The sequence below is a fragment of the Maribacter stanieri genome (assembly GCF_900112245.1).
GTDB lineage: Bacteria > Bacteroidota > Bacteroidia > Flavobacteriales > Flavobacteriaceae > Maribacter > Maribacter stanieri.
On record NZ_FOYX01000001.1, the window covers coordinates 1,389,467 to 1,407,062 of the forward strand.

General features: G+C 34.5%; 13 protein-coding genes. 4 read left to right on the forward strand and 9 right to left on the reverse strand.

Annotated features, from left to right (window positions below; translation table 11 throughout):
• Nucleotides 1–168 precede the first annotated feature (168 nt).
• The 4 genes from BM296_RS05970 to BM296_RS05985 form a co-directional block, all read right to left on the reverse strand.
• Nucleotides 169–1,650: a SusD/RagB family nutrient-binding outer membrane lipoprotein gene (locus tag BM296_RS05970; RefSeq protein WP_091902111.1), complete on the reverse strand. Its 1,482-nt coding sequence runs from the start codon at nt 1,648–1,650 to the stop codon at nt 169–171.
• A gap of 9 nt (nt 1,651–1,659) precedes the next feature.
• Nucleotides 1,660–4,764, reverse strand: coding sequence for a SusC/RagA family TonB-linked outer membrane protein (locus BM296_RS05975; protein WP_091902114.1), 3,105 nt, complete (start codon nt 4,762–4,764; stop codon nt 1,660–1,662).
• Between the two features lie 147 nt (nt 4,765–4,911).
• A complete protein-coding gene (locus BM296_RS05980) occupies nt 4,912–6,036 on the reverse strand; it encodes a family 10 glycosylhydrolase (RefSeq protein WP_091902116.1) in 1,125 nt (374 codons plus the stop codon).
• Nucleotides 6,020–7,123: a carbohydrate-binding family 9-like protein gene (locus tag BM296_RS05985; RefSeq protein WP_091902118.1), complete on the reverse strand. Its 1,104-nt coding sequence runs from the start codon at nt 7,121–7,123 to the stop codon at nt 6,020–6,022. Before BM296_RS05985 ends, BM296_RS05980 begins: the two co-directional genes overlap by 17 nt.
• 337 nt (nt 7,124–7,460) lie before the next feature.
• Between BM296_RS05985 and BM296_RS05990 the strand changes: the two genes are divergently transcribed.
• From BM296_RS05990 to BM296_RS06005, 4 genes are read left to right on the forward strand one after another with little or no spacing between them, the layout of a single operon-like run.
• On the forward strand, nt 7,461–8,546 hold the full coding sequence (locus BM296_RS05990) for a sensor histidine kinase (protein ID WP_091902120.1): 1,086 nt from the start codon (nt 7,461–7,463) through the stop codon (nt 8,544–8,546).
• Nucleotides 8,543–9,256 (forward strand): LytR/AlgR family response regulator transcription factor, encoded by a 714-nt coding sequence (locus BM296_RS05995; protein ID WP_027065092.1) that lies wholly within the window; start codon nt 8,543–8,545, stop codon nt 9,254–9,256. Before BM296_RS05990 ends, BM296_RS05995 begins: the two co-directional genes overlap by 4 nt.
• 35 nt (nt 9,257–9,291) lie before the next feature.
• Nucleotides 9,292–10,005 (forward strand): tRNA1(Val) (adenine(37)-N6)-methyltransferase, encoded by a 714-nt coding sequence (locus BM296_RS06000; RefSeq protein ID WP_091902122.1) that lies wholly within the window; start codon nt 9,292–9,294, stop codon nt 10,003–10,005.
• A gap of 55 nt (nt 10,006–10,060) precedes the next feature.
• On the forward strand, nt 10,061–11,239 hold the full coding sequence (locus BM296_RS06005; protein ID WP_091902124.1) for an acyl-CoA dehydrogenase family protein: 1,179 nt from the start codon (nt 10,061–10,063) through the stop codon (nt 11,237–11,239).
• A gap of 131 nt (nt 11,240–11,370) precedes the next feature.
• Here BM296_RS06005 and BM296_RS06010 read toward each other — a convergent pair whose 3' ends face one another.
• From BM296_RS06010 to BM296_RS06030, 5 genes are all read right to left on the reverse strand, one after another.
• Complete coding sequence (locus tag BM296_RS06010) at nt 11,371–12,732, reverse strand: GH1 family beta-glucosidase (protein WP_218157866.1); 1,362 nt, start codon at nt 12,730–12,732, stop codon at nt 11,371–11,373.
• Nucleotides 12,729–13,748 (reverse strand): glycosyltransferase family protein, encoded by a 1,020-nt coding sequence (locus BM296_RS06015; RefSeq protein ID WP_091902126.1) that lies wholly within the window; start codon nt 13,746–13,748, stop codon nt 12,729–12,731. The genes BM296_RS06010 and BM296_RS06015 overlap by 4 nt, the downstream gene beginning before the upstream one ends.
• Entirely contained in the window at nt 13,745–14,608 is an 864-nt protein-coding gene (locus BM296_RS06020; protein ID WP_091902128.1) for a UDP-2,3-diacylglucosamine diphosphatase, read from the reverse strand. Before BM296_RS06020 ends, BM296_RS06015 begins: the two co-directional genes overlap by 4 nt.
• A gap of 229 nt (nt 14,609–14,837) precedes the next feature.
• Entirely contained in the window at nt 14,838–17,135 is a 2,298-nt protein-coding gene (locus BM296_RS06025) for an FdhF/YdeP family oxidoreductase (RefSeq protein WP_091902130.1), read from the reverse strand.
• 81 nt (nt 17,136–17,216) lie between these two features.
• Nucleotides 17,217–17,582: a DUF7009 family protein gene (locus tag BM296_RS06030; protein WP_091902132.1), complete on the reverse strand. Its 366-nt coding sequence runs from the start codon at nt 17,580–17,582 to the stop codon at nt 17,217–17,219.
• Nucleotides 17,583–17,596: the final 14 nt, after the last annotated feature.

Sequence of the window (17,596 nt, forward strand, 5' to 3'; positions counted from 1 at the left end):
TACAGCATATTAGCAGTAAAGAACAGCAATAAAATAAAAGCCTGGTTTTCATGATTACAAGATACTATTTTACACAAAAAAAAGGAGAGTTTCCTCTCCTTTTCAAACTCAATATAAATTAACTCAACTATTATGAGAGGTTTCACTCAAAAACCTGTCGTAATATTGTTATTGTGCATCCCACCAAACTCTAGTGGTAAGAACATCTGGCCCTTGAGCTGCTACTGCAGCTGCATAATTATCAGGGTTAGTACTTTGTTCACTCTCAGAATACGTAAGTCTTCTTGGTATAGTACCATTGGTAACATTACCAGGGTAGTTTACAGGGGTAAGATTAGGGAAACCTGATCTTCTCCAGTTAGAAAACGTTTCATATTCATTTAAGAATGTTGCTGCCCAATATTGGGTATTTATTTGCTCTATGGCATTTGCAGCATCATATGGGTTCGCAGTTAAATAAGCTGTAATGTCTTCATCAGCTATAACTGCATCTTCTCCATATAGAGATAAATGTTTCATAGCAGCGGTAACACCATTGTTATAGTGTGTAGCGGCATCACCAGCAAGACCCCAACGTACATTTGATTCTGCTAACATAAATTCCACTTCGGCATATGTTTGGAAAATCATTGGAGTTGTTTCTCCTGTAATGATACTTCTATTTGGTTCTGCATAAGCATCTGTATTGTCCTCACCTGTTAACTCCAATAACATTGGTGAATCTAAACCATTAGGAAAACCTATTAGATCTTCAGGAGCAGTACTACCATCACTTCTTCTTGCTGCCAAAATTGGTAATCTTGGGTCATTACCACCTTGTAAAAAGTCAATGAAAGTCTTACTCATTCTTGGATTACTGTCTGCTGTAAAAACTTCTCCTATTCCATTTTTGTTGTCAGCGTCATGTTGAAGGTAGAAAATATCTTCATTTGAAGTCATTACACCACCAGCGATAGCTTTGGTTGCCCAAGCTTGTGATGCTGCTGGGTCAACTTTTATCAATCTAAGGCCTAAACGTAACATTAATGAATTTGCTAGTTTTTTCCATTTAGCTTGGTCACCTCCGTAAACTACATCTGCAGATCCAAACTCTGAAGTTCCAGTACCTAAAGCGGCAGCTGATTCTTCCAATTCTTTTAATAAATCTGGATATATTTCACTTTGTGCATCATATTTTGGAAGGAAAATACCGTCTATTACAGCTTTACCAGCTTCACTATAAGGTACATCACCATATAAATCGGTTAGTCTTGAATATGCAAAAACACGCAATATTCTTACAATAGCCTTCATTTCTTCCGGGGCACTCTCTTCTTCTAATTGAAATTGCAAATCTTCTATAGATTTTATGGCGTTGCCATAATAACGATCTAATAAAGAAGAAGCATAGCCTCTGTTCCAAGTATATTTATCTCCACTCCAGTATCCTGCAGTTGTAGAAATATGCTGCATCATTGTTGATTGGTAAATCATACCAGCTCTCCAATTGTCATATCGCTCACTAGAGATAAATTTTATAATAGCAGTTAGCTTATTACTAGCTGCAACTTGACTAGGTTTGGTAGGATTGACATTCAATTCCTCAAAACCATCGTCACATGCACCAACAAAAAGTAGTGCGAACATTAGTATAAATATTGATTTTTTCATAGTTCTCTTTTAAAACTTTACATTGATAGTTAGACCATAACTTCTAGCTGAAGGAACCCCGAAATATTCTAAACCTTGAGAGTTACCTGCAGTATATGCACTTTCAGGATCGATGTTATCTACACTTCTTTTAATGTAAAATAAGTTAGAAGCGATAAGGGAAACATTTACATCTGTTAAGAATACATTGTCCAAAGATTTCTTTGGTAATGAATACCCGATGCTCATTTGTCTGAATTTGATATAATCTGAATCTTCAACGAATTCTTCAGCGATATCATTTATTTCACCATAGTAAGTTTCTAAATCTTCTGGTGCAACAGTTGTTGTAAAAGGTTGCCCATTTGCAACATCAATACCTGAAACGGTTAAACCATTTTCTCGACCTTCTAAAGTGTTTTTATGTAATCCTGTTCCATAAAGTATAGTATTGGTTCCAGAAAAAATCTGACCACCAAATTTACCATCGATCAAGAAATTTAAATTGAAATTCTTATACCTAAATGAGTTTGTGAAACCAACTGTTAATGGTGGTACACCTTCACCTAAAATTTTACGTTCACCTTCTACCGCTCTAGGAACACCATCACCGTCTATTTCATAAACGATAGTACCATTATCATCACGTTCGTAAGATACACCTACGATAGTACCGTAAGTTTCGCCTACGATATGTGTAATTCTAACATTTTGAGTTCTTGGCTCATCTAAATTAACATCAGAATCAACATTATCTGTAGCAACAACTAAACCTTCGTTGTATGCACCGTTAATTGTCGTATTCCATGAAAAGTCTTTTGTTTGAATAGGAGTACCACTCAAAAGAAATTCAACACCTTTATTTGAAACCTTACCTAAGTTAGCACTTGCGCCAGAGAATCCAGAGTACTCAGAAGTGGCAACATTTACAATGTCATTTGTAGTTTCATTGTTATAGTAAGCGAAATCTAATGAAAGTCTGTTATTGAATAATCTCATATCCAAACCAATTTCAGTTTCGTTTTTACTGAATGCAACAAGATTTGCGTTTGGAACCGTACTACCAGAAATTCTACCTAATGGTTGACCTTGAATAGGGTTTCCGAATATTTCATAAGTTAACGCAAGAGAATAAGGATCCTGAGCACCACCGGCAACTTCAGAATAACCACCTCTTAGTTTTAAGAAGCTTACGAAATTTGGTAAGTTCAAAGCATCTGATAAAATTAAACTAGCATTTATAGATGGATAAAAATCATCATTAGGCGTTGTCTTTCCAGGGAAAGATAAGGTAGAGAACCAGTCATTTCTACCTGTAAAAGTTACGTAAGCCCAACGATCGTAAGACAATTCTAATGAACCATATACAGAACCAATTTTTCTTTCAGAATATTCTCTGCTTCTTGATTGGCTAACAGTGTTACCTATATCTTCTAAACCAGGAACAATAAAATCATTACCACCTAAGAATAAGTTTTCAGATTTTACGTGGTTGTTGTTCGCTCCTACAAGAGCAGAAATTGCAAACTTGTCTGTAATGTTCTTTTCTGCAGCTAATATTAAATCAGCATCAACTTGGTTATATCTTCTTTCTTCTTCATTGATACCACCTAAAGGTTTGTATGCTGTACCAAATGGCTCTACAGATGTTCTTCTGATAATGTCATTATCTATACCAACTCTACCGGTTAGGGATAACCAATCTAATATATCATAACGTAAAGAAGTAGATGCTATAATTCTATTTCTTACATCTTGATTGTTGAAGTTATAAGCAGCAAAATATGGATTCGTAGAGAACGTGTTGTTTGAAAAGCCTCTTTCACTTCCATCAGGATTTGTTGATGGTTGTAATGTTGTTACATCAATATTACCTGGTAACAATGCAACTGAGAAGTTTGCGTTACCTGGTGAATCTGAAAGTCTAGGTCTATTCTGAACCTTTTCTATAATATATTTAGCATTAACGTTACTTGTAAGTTTCTCGCCTAAAATTGCACTAGAGTTAATAGAAAATGATTTTCTATTTAAACCTGCATTTGGCAATACATCTTCGTTTGTTAAGTCTGATGCAGAAAGTCTATACGTTAAGTTTTCAGAAGCATTGGTGATTGCTACAGTATTAATAAATGTAGTACCAGATCTGTAAAATTTATCTACATTATTACCTGTGTATGAGTATGGTCTAGAAACACCATCAAACTGAGGAGTACTAACACCGTCGTAAGCCTCACCCCAAGATGAAGTGCCTGCTTCAAGGGCAGCTTGCTGCGACCCTGGTCTTACACCTCTTACACCTTGACCGTATTCTTGTTGAAAGTCTTGTAAGTCGGTATTTACTTTATCAAAAGTTACCGAGCTACTAAATTCAACTCCAAAACCTTCTTGTCCTTTACCAGATTTGGTTGTAACGATAATTACACCACCTGCAGCACGAGAACCGTACAGTGCAGAAGCCGCACCACCTTTAAGAACCGAAATAGATTCGATATCATCAGGATTTAAACTAGAGATACCATCTCCACCATCAGATCCACCCCATAAACTAGCAGAGCCATTGTTTCCATTACCTATAGGAATACCATCTACAACATATAAAGGTTGGTTATTACCAGATAATGAACTTGCTCCTCTAATTACAACTCTACTTGAACCAGCAGCACCTGTTGCATTTTGAGAAATGTTCACACCCGCAATTTTACCTTGTAATGAGTTGATTGCGTTTGGTGTTTTAACCGTAGAAATTTCATCGGCATCAACCTCTGTTAAAGAATAACCTAATGCTTTGGTTTCTTTACGAATACCTAAAGCCGTTACTACAACTTCATCTAATTCGCTAGCATCTTCAGCGATTGAAGTGTTTACTGTTGACCTTCCATTAACGCCAACTTCCTTAGTCTTGTACCCTAAAGAGGAGAAAACTAATGTTGCGTTTGCATCAACGCTAATTGCATAATTACCATCAAAATCGGTAGAAGTTCCGTTCGATGTGCCTTTTTCAACTACGTTAACACCCGGCAAAGGTGATCCTGTATCATCTGTGACAACACCGGATACGTTTTTATCTTGACCTGTTACTCCTTGAAAAAAAAGCAGTAATGTAATGGTCAAAAAACTTAAGAATTTTTTGTTCATAAATGATTGAGTTTAGTTAGTTTGTATAAAATACGAGGATAAGTTGAGCTATATTCCATCTAATGTTCAAAAATTTCGACTAATAACTATTGTGATAAGCTTAACAACGTGTTAATAAAAAGTAAATTTTTAAATATTAAACATTAATCATGGGTTTTGTGATGCACTAATAACACGCCATTGGTCATCTGTTATAGCAGGTCCATCAAAGAAAGAAACTCCCTTTGCACCATTGCTTTTAGCTTGGTAAATAGCTTCTTTTAATTGCTCAGGGGTCATTTCTGGTACATATATACCAGTATGTAGTTCTGTATCTTTTCCTTTTAAATCTTCAACACCTTGTTTGGTAGCATACCCGATCCAATCTATTTCTTCGTTGTAGAATACATTGTAAATCATTGGTAATACGGCATCTACTTGCCATTTATCCCATCGTTGGCGTACCATGTGATCTGCCATTTCTGGATAAGGAAATACGGCGGCGGTTAATTGTTTGCCATTCTCATGTGTAATTTTGTATGCCTCGTCAACAATAGCTTTAACCTTATTCAATCTAAAATTTTTCCATTCCATATCTATCGCAGGATTTCTGAAATCCTTAGGATTCTTATGGTGTTCTTTTTCAAATTCTGACGTACAAACATCACAATAGCAGAAGTCATATCTCGCTAATTCTGTCTCTTGTTTTAAATCATATTTGGGTAACAAACCAATTGGAAGGAAAATATCGGAATATCTAATATAATCTAAATGGAAACTAGCTACGCCTTCTACTTTAACTAGACCTTCTATTAAACTAAGTACATGTTCGCGCGATTCTTTTCTGGTTGGGCAAAGCCATTTGTAATAACCAACATAAGGTGGTTCGTCAAAACAAGATTTTCCATCTCTACTTACAGCGTACCATTCTGGGTGTTGTTCCGCAATTTTATCTCCGGGGCGGTTCATGGTAAACATCCAAGCATGTACTTCTAAATTATGCTTTTTTGCAATAGGTACAAGTCTAGCAAGTAATTCTGGGTCTCCATACGTATTTATTAAAATAGCATCTAGACCATTGTCTCCATACTTTTCAAATTCTTCATCAAAAGATTCGTCGGTTCTAGTTTTTTCTGCAGTAATCCAAGTCCATAACTTAAATGATTCTTCTTTGATCGTAGAAGATTTTTCAGTAGTTGAGGATGCTGTTTTTTCTTTTTTTGATTCGCATGAAATAGTCAAGGCGAATATAAAAAGGACTATAAATTTTAAAAGTTTAGTTGGTTGTATCATTATATGTTTCGAATTTTCCGTCTGTGTGTATGACTAGTTTTTTGTTGGTGAAAGGGCTTTTGATCCAAATGTCAAAACCAAAATTATTCTTTTCTAAAATAGCGGTAACTGACTTTCCTAATATTAGTTTAGACTCTTTTTGAAGAATCCCTTTTTTTAAAATCCACCCATCTTCGGTGCTATTTTTATTTATTTGATTTCTATATAATTCATACAAATACCATTTAATATGCTCGTCTTCTGGTACGGTGAAATCAGTAGTAGCTCCCATTGAATTTTTATCAAAATAGACATAACCCCAATGTTCTGGCTCATGCATATTAATAACACCTTGTGGAGACCATACCCAGTTGTATTCTGGTAAAAACTTGCCTGATGGGTCTTTTTTTCTACTATAACGACCATTTTTAAGATCAAAGTCCCAATTTACACGCGAAAAATTCATTCTCCAAAAGTCATTTTCTGGTATATTGGTGGTTCCCCCCGGGGCAGTTGTAAATGACCAAGGAATAGCAATTTCTATAGTCCAGCCTTCGTCTATGTCGGTAGAATTATTCAAAGTTCCTTGTACTTGAACAGCTGATTTTAAGCCTTTAAAATCCCATCCATCCATAATATAACCGTTATTTCTATAAGGTTTAGATAGGTATAGGTCCCAAATTGTATTTAGAGCGTTCATTTCAAACTCATAATAATTATGAGTGTCGCCATCTGGGTCAAAAAAGATTTCAAAATCATTATTGTAAAAAATAATAGTGTCTTTCTGTTTTAAGGTAGCCCAAACATGAGGTTCTTTTAATTTTACAAAGAAATAAATATTGGCATCGTCCCAAAGCATTTTAAACTTTGTTTCGTATGTTGGTTTTTTATCCCCTTCTATATCTATAAAGTTGCTGGACCATGCTGTTTTTTGCCATGAAGATTCGTTCATTTTGCCATCAATTTTAATATTTTCAATGGTGTTATGAGCCACGTAAGTTCTTGGTGTTTCTTGTGCTAGCATTGAAATTGCACCTAAGTATAACATAAACAATAGTAGTGCTACTGCCTTTTTAGCTTTCAATGATTTTTTATTGAAAATTTCCATAATCTTATTTTTTAGCACTTAAAGTCTTAACTTCTTTAAAATCAACAACTCCGAGCTTTTTTTCAATCTTATTTTTTATCGATTTAATATGAGATGAAGTTTGAATAATGTTGAATTTTAATCAATCAACTTAACCCTTTTATTAAGCTCATTTTAAAATGAAGCTGTGCAAATGTTGTTTTTAAGTACATTTAACAACATATTTGAGTTTTCGTTATTCTGTATATTTAGATTGAATATTTTCATAATTATTAGTAATCTGAATATTTTTAGCCTAACAACTAAAGATTAGTGCCCAACGTCATATTATTGAAAAGTATTAGAGTTTTTAAAACCTATGGATGTTAGATTAAGAAAGTTTTTAAGTAGGCCTAAGTTTTTTGGCACAAGTGAGATAAAACCTTGGCATCATATTTTGTTTTGGTTGGTCTATTTTGTCTTCAATACTTTTCGTTGGACTTTTATTCACGATGATTTTTTACTTTCCTTACGTACCAATTTAATTGGTTTTCCTATACATATGTTCTTGGCGTATTTAAACGCGTATTATTTAATGCCAAAATTTATATACACTAAAAAATATGTTCAGTATACAATATGTATTCTTGCATCATTGTTTGTAATGTTATTGGCCAAATATAATCTTACTTATTATTTGGTAAGTACTAATGTAATGCCAGAGGGCTTAGAGGTTATTAACACTTTAACAATTGGTTATGCGGTACAAACCATGATCGGTGAGGTCTATGTAATATCGTTTTTTACAGCTATAAAATTAACGGTAGATTGGCTTAGGGAGAGTAGTAAGCTTCATGATTTGGAAAAACGACAATTGAAAACCGAGCTTCGTTTTTTAAGGTCTCAAGTATCTCCACATTTTTTCTTTAATACCTTGAACAATATATACTCTTTAACTTTGGAGAAATCTGACCAAGCACCAGAGGTCATCTTAAAGTTGTCTGAACTTATGAGGTATTTGTTATATGCCACTAAAAAACAGCGACAAGATTTAACAAGTGAAATCAATTGTATTAGAAATTACATAGATTTGGAACGTATTCGTTTTGATGATTCTTTAAAGATAGATATGAATATTTCTGGTAATCTAGATAATTGTAAGATTCCACCTATGTTATTAATACCTCTTATAGAAAACTGTTTTAAACACGGTGCAAGTAAAAATATAGGAGAGATGAAAATTAAAATTGATATAAAAGTAGATGAGTTTTTTATGGATTTTAAAGTCTCTAATTCCATACCAAATGTCAATAAAGAATTTGTTTATCCTGTAAAAAGAGGTGGTATAGGCCTCTCTAACGTTAAAAAACGTTTGGAGTTGGGATATGGTAAAAATGATTATGATTTAAAAATTTTCGAAGAAAATAAAATGTTCAACGTTTTTTTAAAGCTAAAGGTAATATGATTTTGAAAGTGATAGTAGTAGATGATGAGCCATTGGCAGTAAATGTGATTAAAAATTATATACTTCGTGTTAAAGAATTGCAGTTAGAAGGCACTTTTTCCAATGCCTTAGATGCGTCCACCTTTTTAAGGGATAACGAAGTGGATATTATGTTCTTGGATATTAATATGCCATTTTTAGACGGACTGGAGTTTTTGAGTACCCTTCATAAAAAACCTTTTGTCATTATGACTACTGCTCATGAAGAACATGCACTTAAAAGTTTTGAGCTTGAAGCTATAGACTATTTGGTGAAACCAATTTCATTACCAAGATTCTTTAAATCTGTAGATCGTGTAATTGGTTTAAAGAAAGGTGCCAATAATGGTACATCAGATAAAGATGAAAAGCCTTCCATTTTTGTAAAAGTGGATAAAAAGAAATTACAGAAGATTTATCTAGATGAAATAATGGTGATAGAAAGTCTCAAAGATTACATCAGAATTATAACACCAACATCTAAGTACATTATCCATAGAACATTAAGTAGTTTTACTGATGAACTGCCAGGAGATAATTTTATTAGGATTCATAGGTCTTATACCATTGCTGTAGACAAAGTAAGCGTGGTTGAAGGTAATAGTGTAGAAATTGGCGGTATCAGATATACCATTGGTAGAAGCTATTTGACAGATGCGAAAAGTAGAATATTAAATAACCTGACCGACTAAACATCTAGTTCAATCAACTACATATTTAATTTATTGTGAGCGAGTTATTTAAGTTTAAACAGTTTGAAATAAATCAAGACCGTTGTGCTATGAAAATTGGTACAGATGGCGTTCTACTAGGTGCGTGGGCTAACCTAGATAACGCTCCTGAGACTATTTTGGATATTGGTACTGGTACTGGGGTAATTGCATTAATGTTGGCTCAAAGAGGCGCGGCAGAAGTTATTGATGCTATTGAGATAGATGCAGCCGCATATGAACAATGTGTTGATAATTTCGAATTATCACCATGGGGAGATAGATTGTATTGTTATCACGCCGGTTTAGATGAATTTGTTGATGAGATTGACGATAAGTATGATTTAATTGTTTGTAATCCTCCATTTTATTCAGAAACAGTTACATCTGGTAATTTGCAACGTGATCAGGCAAGGCAGAATGAGTTTTTACCTTTCAGTGAATTGTTAGAAGGAGTTTCTAAATTGTTATCTGACAATGGTACTTTCGCCACCATTATACCTTTTAAAGAAAAAGAGTCGTTTCTAAAAATGGCTACTGAATTAGGTTTGTTTGTAAACGAATGTCTTCATGTAAAAGGCAACCCTACGGCAGAAATTAAGCGTACGTTGTTATCCTTCTCACGAAATGATTCACCAAGTAAGGTGACTGATTTAATAATTGAAACAGACCGACATGTCTATACTACTGAGTATGTGGAGCTGACTAAAGATTTTTATTTAAAAATGTAACTTTAGTATTACATATTGTTATATTTCTTTAATTATCTTTGATAAAAGCATTGTTATGAGACCAGATTTATTTGAAGCACCAGATTATTATAATTTAGACGATTTACTATCTGAAGAACATTTGTTGGTACGCGATGCTGCGCGCCAATGGGTGAAAAGAGATGTATCTCCTATTATTGAAGAATATGCCCAAAAAGCAGAATTCCCAAAGCAGATTATTAAAGGTCTTGCAGAAATTGGTGCTTTTGGTCCTTACATACCAGAAGAATACGGTGGAGCAGGGTTAGATCAAATTAGCTACGGACTTATCATGCAAGAAATTGAAAGGGGAGATAGTGGTGTTCGTTCTACGGCTTCTGTACAATCATCATTGGTAATGTATCCTATTTATACTTATGGTACAGAGGAACAACGTAAGAAATATTTACCAAAATTAGCTTCTGGTGAATGGATGGGGTCTTTTGGATTAACAGAGCCTAACCACGGTTCTAATCCAAGTGGTATGGAAACTAAATATAAAGATATGGGAGACCATTATCTTTTAAATGGTGCCAAGCTTTGGATTTCTAATTCACCTTTCTGTGACATTGCCGTTGTATGGGCAAAAAATGAAGAAGGGCGTATTCATGGATTAATTGTTGAGCGTGGTATGGAAGGATTTACAACACCTGAAACACATAACAAATGGTCATTAAGAGCTTCAGCTACTGGTGAGTTAATATTTGATAATGTAAAAGTGCCTAAAGAGAATCTTTTGCCAAATAAATCAGGTTTAGGAGCTCCATTAGGATGTTTGGATTCTGCTAGATTTGGAATATCATGGGGTGCAATTGGTGCCGCAATGGATTGTTATGATACTGCCTTAAGATATGCTAAGGAACGTGTACAATTCGGTAAACCTATTGCAGCTACACAATTGCAACAAAAGAAATTGGCAGAAATGATAACAGAAATAACCAAGGCGCAATTACTGGCGTATAGATTGGGACAATTAAAGAATCAAGGTAAAGCTACTTCTGCGCAAATATCAATGGCGAAAAGAAACAATGTAGAGATGGCTATAAAAATAGCTCGTGAAGCAAGACAAGTATTAGGTGGTATGGGTATTACTGGTGAGTACAGTATTATGAGGCATATGATGAATTTAGAAAGTGTTATTACTTATGAAGGTACGCACGATATTCATTTATTAATTACAGGTGCCGATATTACGGGAATGCCTGCTTTTCAATAAATTAACAGTTTGCTGTAATAGGCTTAACATACCATACGAAAACAAAAATTATCTTTGAACTGCACGGGTAAGATGTGTGTATGTTTTTTGAAATAAGCTATAGCCGATGGGAGCATCGGCTTTTTTTATGCTTAATTTTTAGTAGAAAAAAACTCACTAAACCATTTTCCAGATTCTTTGATAGTCCGTTTCAAGGTATTAAAATCAATATGTACGAGACCAAATCTTGGAAAATAACCTTCAGCCCACTCGAAATTATCTGTAAAGGTCCAAACAAAATAACCATGTACATTTAATCCTTCTTTCTTAGCTTTAAAAACTTGATTTAAATACTGCTGAAGAAAGTTTAAACGTTCAGTATCTGCAATACCGCTTTTTACTACTTTGTCTTTAAAAGCGGCGCCATTTTCTGTAATGATAATTTTCTTTATCTGTGGATAATCGCTGTACTTCTTAATCATGTTATAAATACTAGGTGGATACACCTCCCAGTCCATTAGCGTAGTTTTTACATTTCGTGTGCTCGCTTTTATAATTTTTGCTCTTATGTATGGCACTAAAAGACTGTACTTGACTTTTTCCCTTGTATAATTTTGAATACCGATGAAATCAAAATCGAACTTACAATCTAACATATCGGTTGGTAGAATATATGGTTGTAGTTTCTTTAAAACAGTTGCATCGTCAGTTGGGTATCCCAAGCCTAAAACGGGTTCAATGAACAATCGGTTTAATAGGGCATCAACCTTAATAGTTGTTTTTTGATCTCTTTTGTTTTGTCTGTACGGGTCAATTTGAGAACATGAAAAAGTGGATCCTATTTGTGCGTCAGGTATTAATTGGCGAAGTAATCTGCCGCCTTTAGCTTGGCAAAGAACTGCATGATGTGCTGCTGGCAAGAAATTTTTTAAACCTTTTTTTCCAGGAGCATGTACTCCTAGAAAATAACCGGCTCCAGTAAAAACCATAGGCTCGTTCAAAACCATCCAATGTTTTACTCGGTCGCCAAAAGAATTGGCGCAGAGCGTTGTGAATTCCGAAAACCATTGAATAATAGTTCTATTGGTCCAACCTCCTTTCTCTTCTAGAGCTTGTGGTAAGTCCCAATGATAAAGTGTAATCCAAGGTGTTATTCCTTGTGCTAGGCAAAAATTGATAACGTCATTGTAGAATTGTAATCCCTTTTCATTCACAGTTCCAATACCATTAGGTAATACTCTTGCCCAAGATATTGAGAATCGATAGTTATTTATATTCATTGACTTCATCAACAGAATATCTTCTTTGTATTTATTGTAAAAATCACAAGTGGTATTGGCATTTTCCCCGTTATAAATCTTTTTCGGATTTTCGGTAAATTTGTCCCAAATGGATTGTCCTTTGCCATCAGAATTATGACCACCTTCAATTTGATAAGCAGCAGTAGACACTCCCCATGTAAAATTTTCCCCAAAATGGGATGCCTTCAGAAAAAACTCTTTTTGTTTTTTCAATTTGATACCGACCTTTCATTGCAGATTACAGAGGCTTCCTCTAATAGTTGAGAAACAATTTTGTCGGTAATATCTGGATAGTCCACTAAAACAGTAGAATCTGAATCTACCCATTTTTTTAATTTATCTAAATGTTTCTTCTTGAGAGATTTGATCATAGGTACTCCCATTTCTGATAAAGCTGCTGCATTACATTGTTGTTCATATTGCCCTTTCATTGGTATTACCAATAGTTTCTTTTGCATGAACAGACTTTCTGCGGGCGCTTCAAAACCAGCACCACATAAAACACCTTTGCTAGTAGCCATACTATTTATAAAGGCTTCATTGGTAATAGGTTTAATGTGAATGTTTTTACTGAAGTATTCATAGTTATTATGCTTTGAGAATACCTCCCATTTTGTGCTTTTCATTTGACTTAAAAAGTTCAATAATTTTTCATCACTGTATGAAGGAAGGTAGACAGTATAATGTTCACCTTTTGAAATTTCAGCAGAGCGTATGTCATTTCTAATAATGGGTGTATAAATGTTGGATTCATAAGATTTAAAATGAAGCCCATATTGATGAGTGGTGGGGGCATAATTATTCAAAATCCATTTACCCATTTTATCCTTTTTCTTAGGTTTTGGAGCTTGGGTAGATAATACAGCTGCTTGATGACTAAAACTATAGCATGGTTTGTTTTTTAATTTACATGCCCAAGCTGTAACAGGTTCAAAATCATTTATAATTAGATCATAATTTTCAATCGGTATACTTTTAATTTCTTTTTGCAAACGCATAGAATTTGCTTTGTAATAGGTCTTCCAAATGTCTACTCCACCTTTTTTGCCAAAAATAAAGCTCAAGCCTTTTAATTGATATTTAATAGGATTAGGTAGCTTGATGTCTGCCTGTATTCCACTAACCAATAGGTCTAATGAAATATTATGTTTTAAAAGCGCAGGAATTACATCGCGAGCCCTACTTAAGTGACCATTGCCCGTACCTTGTATTGCGTATAATACTTTCATTTGGTTGCTTGGGTCATTCCACTAATTTTAAATTCTTCTAAAAGACTAGCAAATAGTTCAGCTTTCTCTAAAACATAGGTTTCTTCCTTGATATCTTCTGTATGGTCAATTACCAATTGATCATCGAGGTAGGAGTATAGTTTCCATTCTCCCTCATAGTATTCTAAGGAAGTTAAATTCTCTATCCAATCACCTGAATTTAAATAGGTGACCTCGCCTTTATCGGTTTTTATTTTACGTATTTCCGGTTGATGAATATGCCCGCATATCACGTAGTCATACCCATTTTCTATTGCAATTTCTGCTGCAATCTGTTCAAAATCGTTTATAAACTTCACGGCAGATTTTACGCCGTTCTTTATTTTTTTGGACATTGAAATAGGACCCTTACCCATTTTCTTGCTGATAAAGTTTATCGCTCTATTTAAAAGGATCAAGAAATCGTACCCTTTAGCGCCTAGCTTTGCAACCCATTTGGAGTGTTGCATGGTAACATCAAAAACATCACCATGAAAAATCCACGCTTTTTTATCCTCTAAAGGAATCACCATTTTATTAACGATACTAAGAGAGCCCATATTATTTCCTGAGAATTTCCTTAAGAGCTCATCGTGGTTACCGGTTATGTAATGAACGGGAATACCTTTGGCTACCCATTCAAGTAAAAGCTTTATCACCTTCATGTGAGATTTAGGCCAATAACGCTTGTTAAATTGCCAAATATCTACAATGTCACCATTGAGGATAACTTCTTTTGGCTTAATAGATTTTAAATATTTTAGAAGTTCTTTGGCGTGGCAACCATATGTTCCTAAATGAACATCTGATATGACTACGATGTCTATCGATCTTTTTTTCATAAGTATAATGCAGGTTCCTTTTTCTTAATTTTTGACAGAAGTAGAATCAGCATATACTTGAAGTTTTTTACAAGAAAAGCTAAAATGAAAAAGGTCAATTTGATAGATTTCATATACTGAAACTTATGACCGTAAAGATTCAATAAATCTATTGATGAAAAGGTTATTACTAACTTATGTTTGAGTTATGGGAGTGTTAAACTATTGACTATGAATGTATTTTTGTTAACTATTTCTTTACCAGTCTTACCTTTATAGACTTGCTAATTGGTGTCTTACTTCTTTCCGCAAAATGATTGTAAGGTACTAGCACGTTCGTCTCTGGAAAATATGAAGCTAAATTACCAGATGGAATGTTATAAGGTACAACCTTAAAATTATGTGCTGTTCTAACCTTATCATCATACGTACTGGTAATATCCACTACATCTAATTTGTTAAGTCCAATCGCTTTCATGTCATTTATATTCATGAAAATTACTCGTCTTGCATTATACACGCCTCTGTATCTATCATCTAAACCGTAAATAGTCGTGTTGAACTGATCATGAGAACGAATGGTCATCATCATATACTCATCTTTTTCAAGGTCGTGATGAGGTAATCTATTGATAGAAAACTGCGCTTTGCCATTTGGTAACATACTAAAGTCTAGTTCTCTTACATTGTTTGGCAAATAATATCCCGCTCCTTTAGAGCGTTCTTTCGTTTTGCTAAACCCTTTGGCTACTTGATCAATTTGTGTTCTGATCAAATCATAATCTTCACCTAAAGTTTTCCATTTCATGGGGTGGTCGTCACCAAAATAAGCATGCCCAATATTTGCTATTATTTCTGGCTCGCTCATAATTGTATCTGCGGCAGGTTTAAGAATCCCTTTAGATCTTTTAACCCTGCCCATACTATTTTCTACAGTAAAGTGTCTTGCCTTACCATCTTTTATGTCTTTTTCAGATCTGCCAATAGTAGGTAAAATTAATGCTGTCTTTCCGGTAATTAAATGTGTTCGGTTTAATTTGGTGCTAATCTGTACGGTAAGATCACAATTTTGAATTCCCTTTGCAGTGTACTCCGTATCAGATGCCGCCATTAAAAAATTACCGCCAAGGCACATAAATATTTTTGCATTGCCTTCATACATTGCTTTCATAGAACCCACAACATCTACACCTTCTTGATCTGGAGGTGTAAATCCTAAGTGTTTTTTAATACGCTCATTCATTTCTTTATCAATGAAATGTTGTATACCTACGCTTCGGTCTCCTTGTACGTTACTATGGCCGCGAACAGGGCAAGTACCTGCATTTGGTTTTCCTATCGCTCCTTTTAATAATAGAAGATTTATGTATTCTCTGATGTTTTCTACTCCATTTTTATGTTGAGTAAGTCCCATTGCCCAACATACTATAATCTTAGATTTATTTGCTAATAGCACTACTGTTTCATTGATTCTTTCTTCAGATACTCCTGTTTGTTTTAAGAGATCTTCTGAATCGTAATTTTTTAAATCATTGATTAAAGCATCGTAACCGTCTGTATATTTTTCTATAAAAGCATGATCAAATACATCTTTAGATTGTTGGTCTAGCACAACTAGTTTTTTCAATATCAATTTTACCAATGGTATATCTTGGTTGATATTGACAGGCAAATGGATGTCTGCCATATCTTCACCACCACCAATCCAACCGTTAAGGTGTTGCGGATTTTTAAAATTGACCAAACCTGATTCCTCAAGCGGATTTATACTAATAACCTTACCGCCATTTTGCTTACATTTCTCTAACGCAGATAGCATTCTGGGGTGATTCGTACCCGGATTTTGACCGGCAATTAAAATTACTTCTGCTTCATAAAGATCTTCTAACGTAGTTGATCCTTTACCAATGCCTAAAGTTTCCCCTAATGCAACACCACTACTTTCATGGCACATGTTAGAGCAATCTGGTAAATTGTTGGTACCTAATGCACGGGCAAACATGCCATATAAAAAAGCAGCTTCATTGCTGGATCTACCAGAAGTATAGAAAATAGCTTCATCTGGGTTATCAAGTTTTTTTAATTCAGATGCGATTAAATCAAAAGCGGCTTGCCATGAAACAGGTTCGTAATGAACACTACCAGGTTTTAAAACCATTGGTTCTATTAAACGTCCAAATTTATTAAGTTCATAATCAGTTAACCGAGAAAGATCTTCAACTGAATTTTTTTGAAAAAAACCGGAGCTTATTTGTTCTCTAGTTGCTTCATCTCCTAAAGCTTTAGCACCATTTTCACAATATTCAGCTACGGGAGATGGATGTTCTGGATCAGGCCAAGCACAACTAGGGCAATCAAAACCGTCTTTTTGATTCATGCTAAGTAATGTACGCATGGATCTAAGTACGCCCATTTCCTTAAAAGTATGCTTTAGTGCCTCACGTACGCCTAAGTAACCTGCAGCATGTGTAACAGGTTCTTTAATTTCAATATCTAGAAATTCCTCTGATCCTCTAAACGATACGTTGCGTTCGGTTTTGTTGTCCATACTTTAAACTTAATAAATGTTAGAGTAATGGCAGTGTACATTTCTATTAAAATGTACTTTATACAATTATAAAATTACGCTTTAGCTTAATTTAGGGTTTGGGTAGTTGTCAGATTGATCTTCAATAGTATTATCTAAACACGTAAAATCTTTCTCTAATAGCAAGTATAAATCGTTTCCTGAAGTTGTTTTTATAGTATGGTCAAATGTTATTATGTCATTTGAAAACCAAGACTTACCATTGGCTTCCGGCATTTCTAAAACTATACTATTATTTTCATGCTTGATGCTTAAATTTTCTGCTTCACTCGTAAGAACTACACCATAGCTAAATTTTGTAGTCCCAAAGTTCGTGGAGTCATAAATCTTTCCATTATTTGAAAGTGCTTGCACTTCAGTTTGTGTCAGTCGAAACCGTATGGAATCACCTTTTATTCTAATTTTCATAGCTATAAATTGAG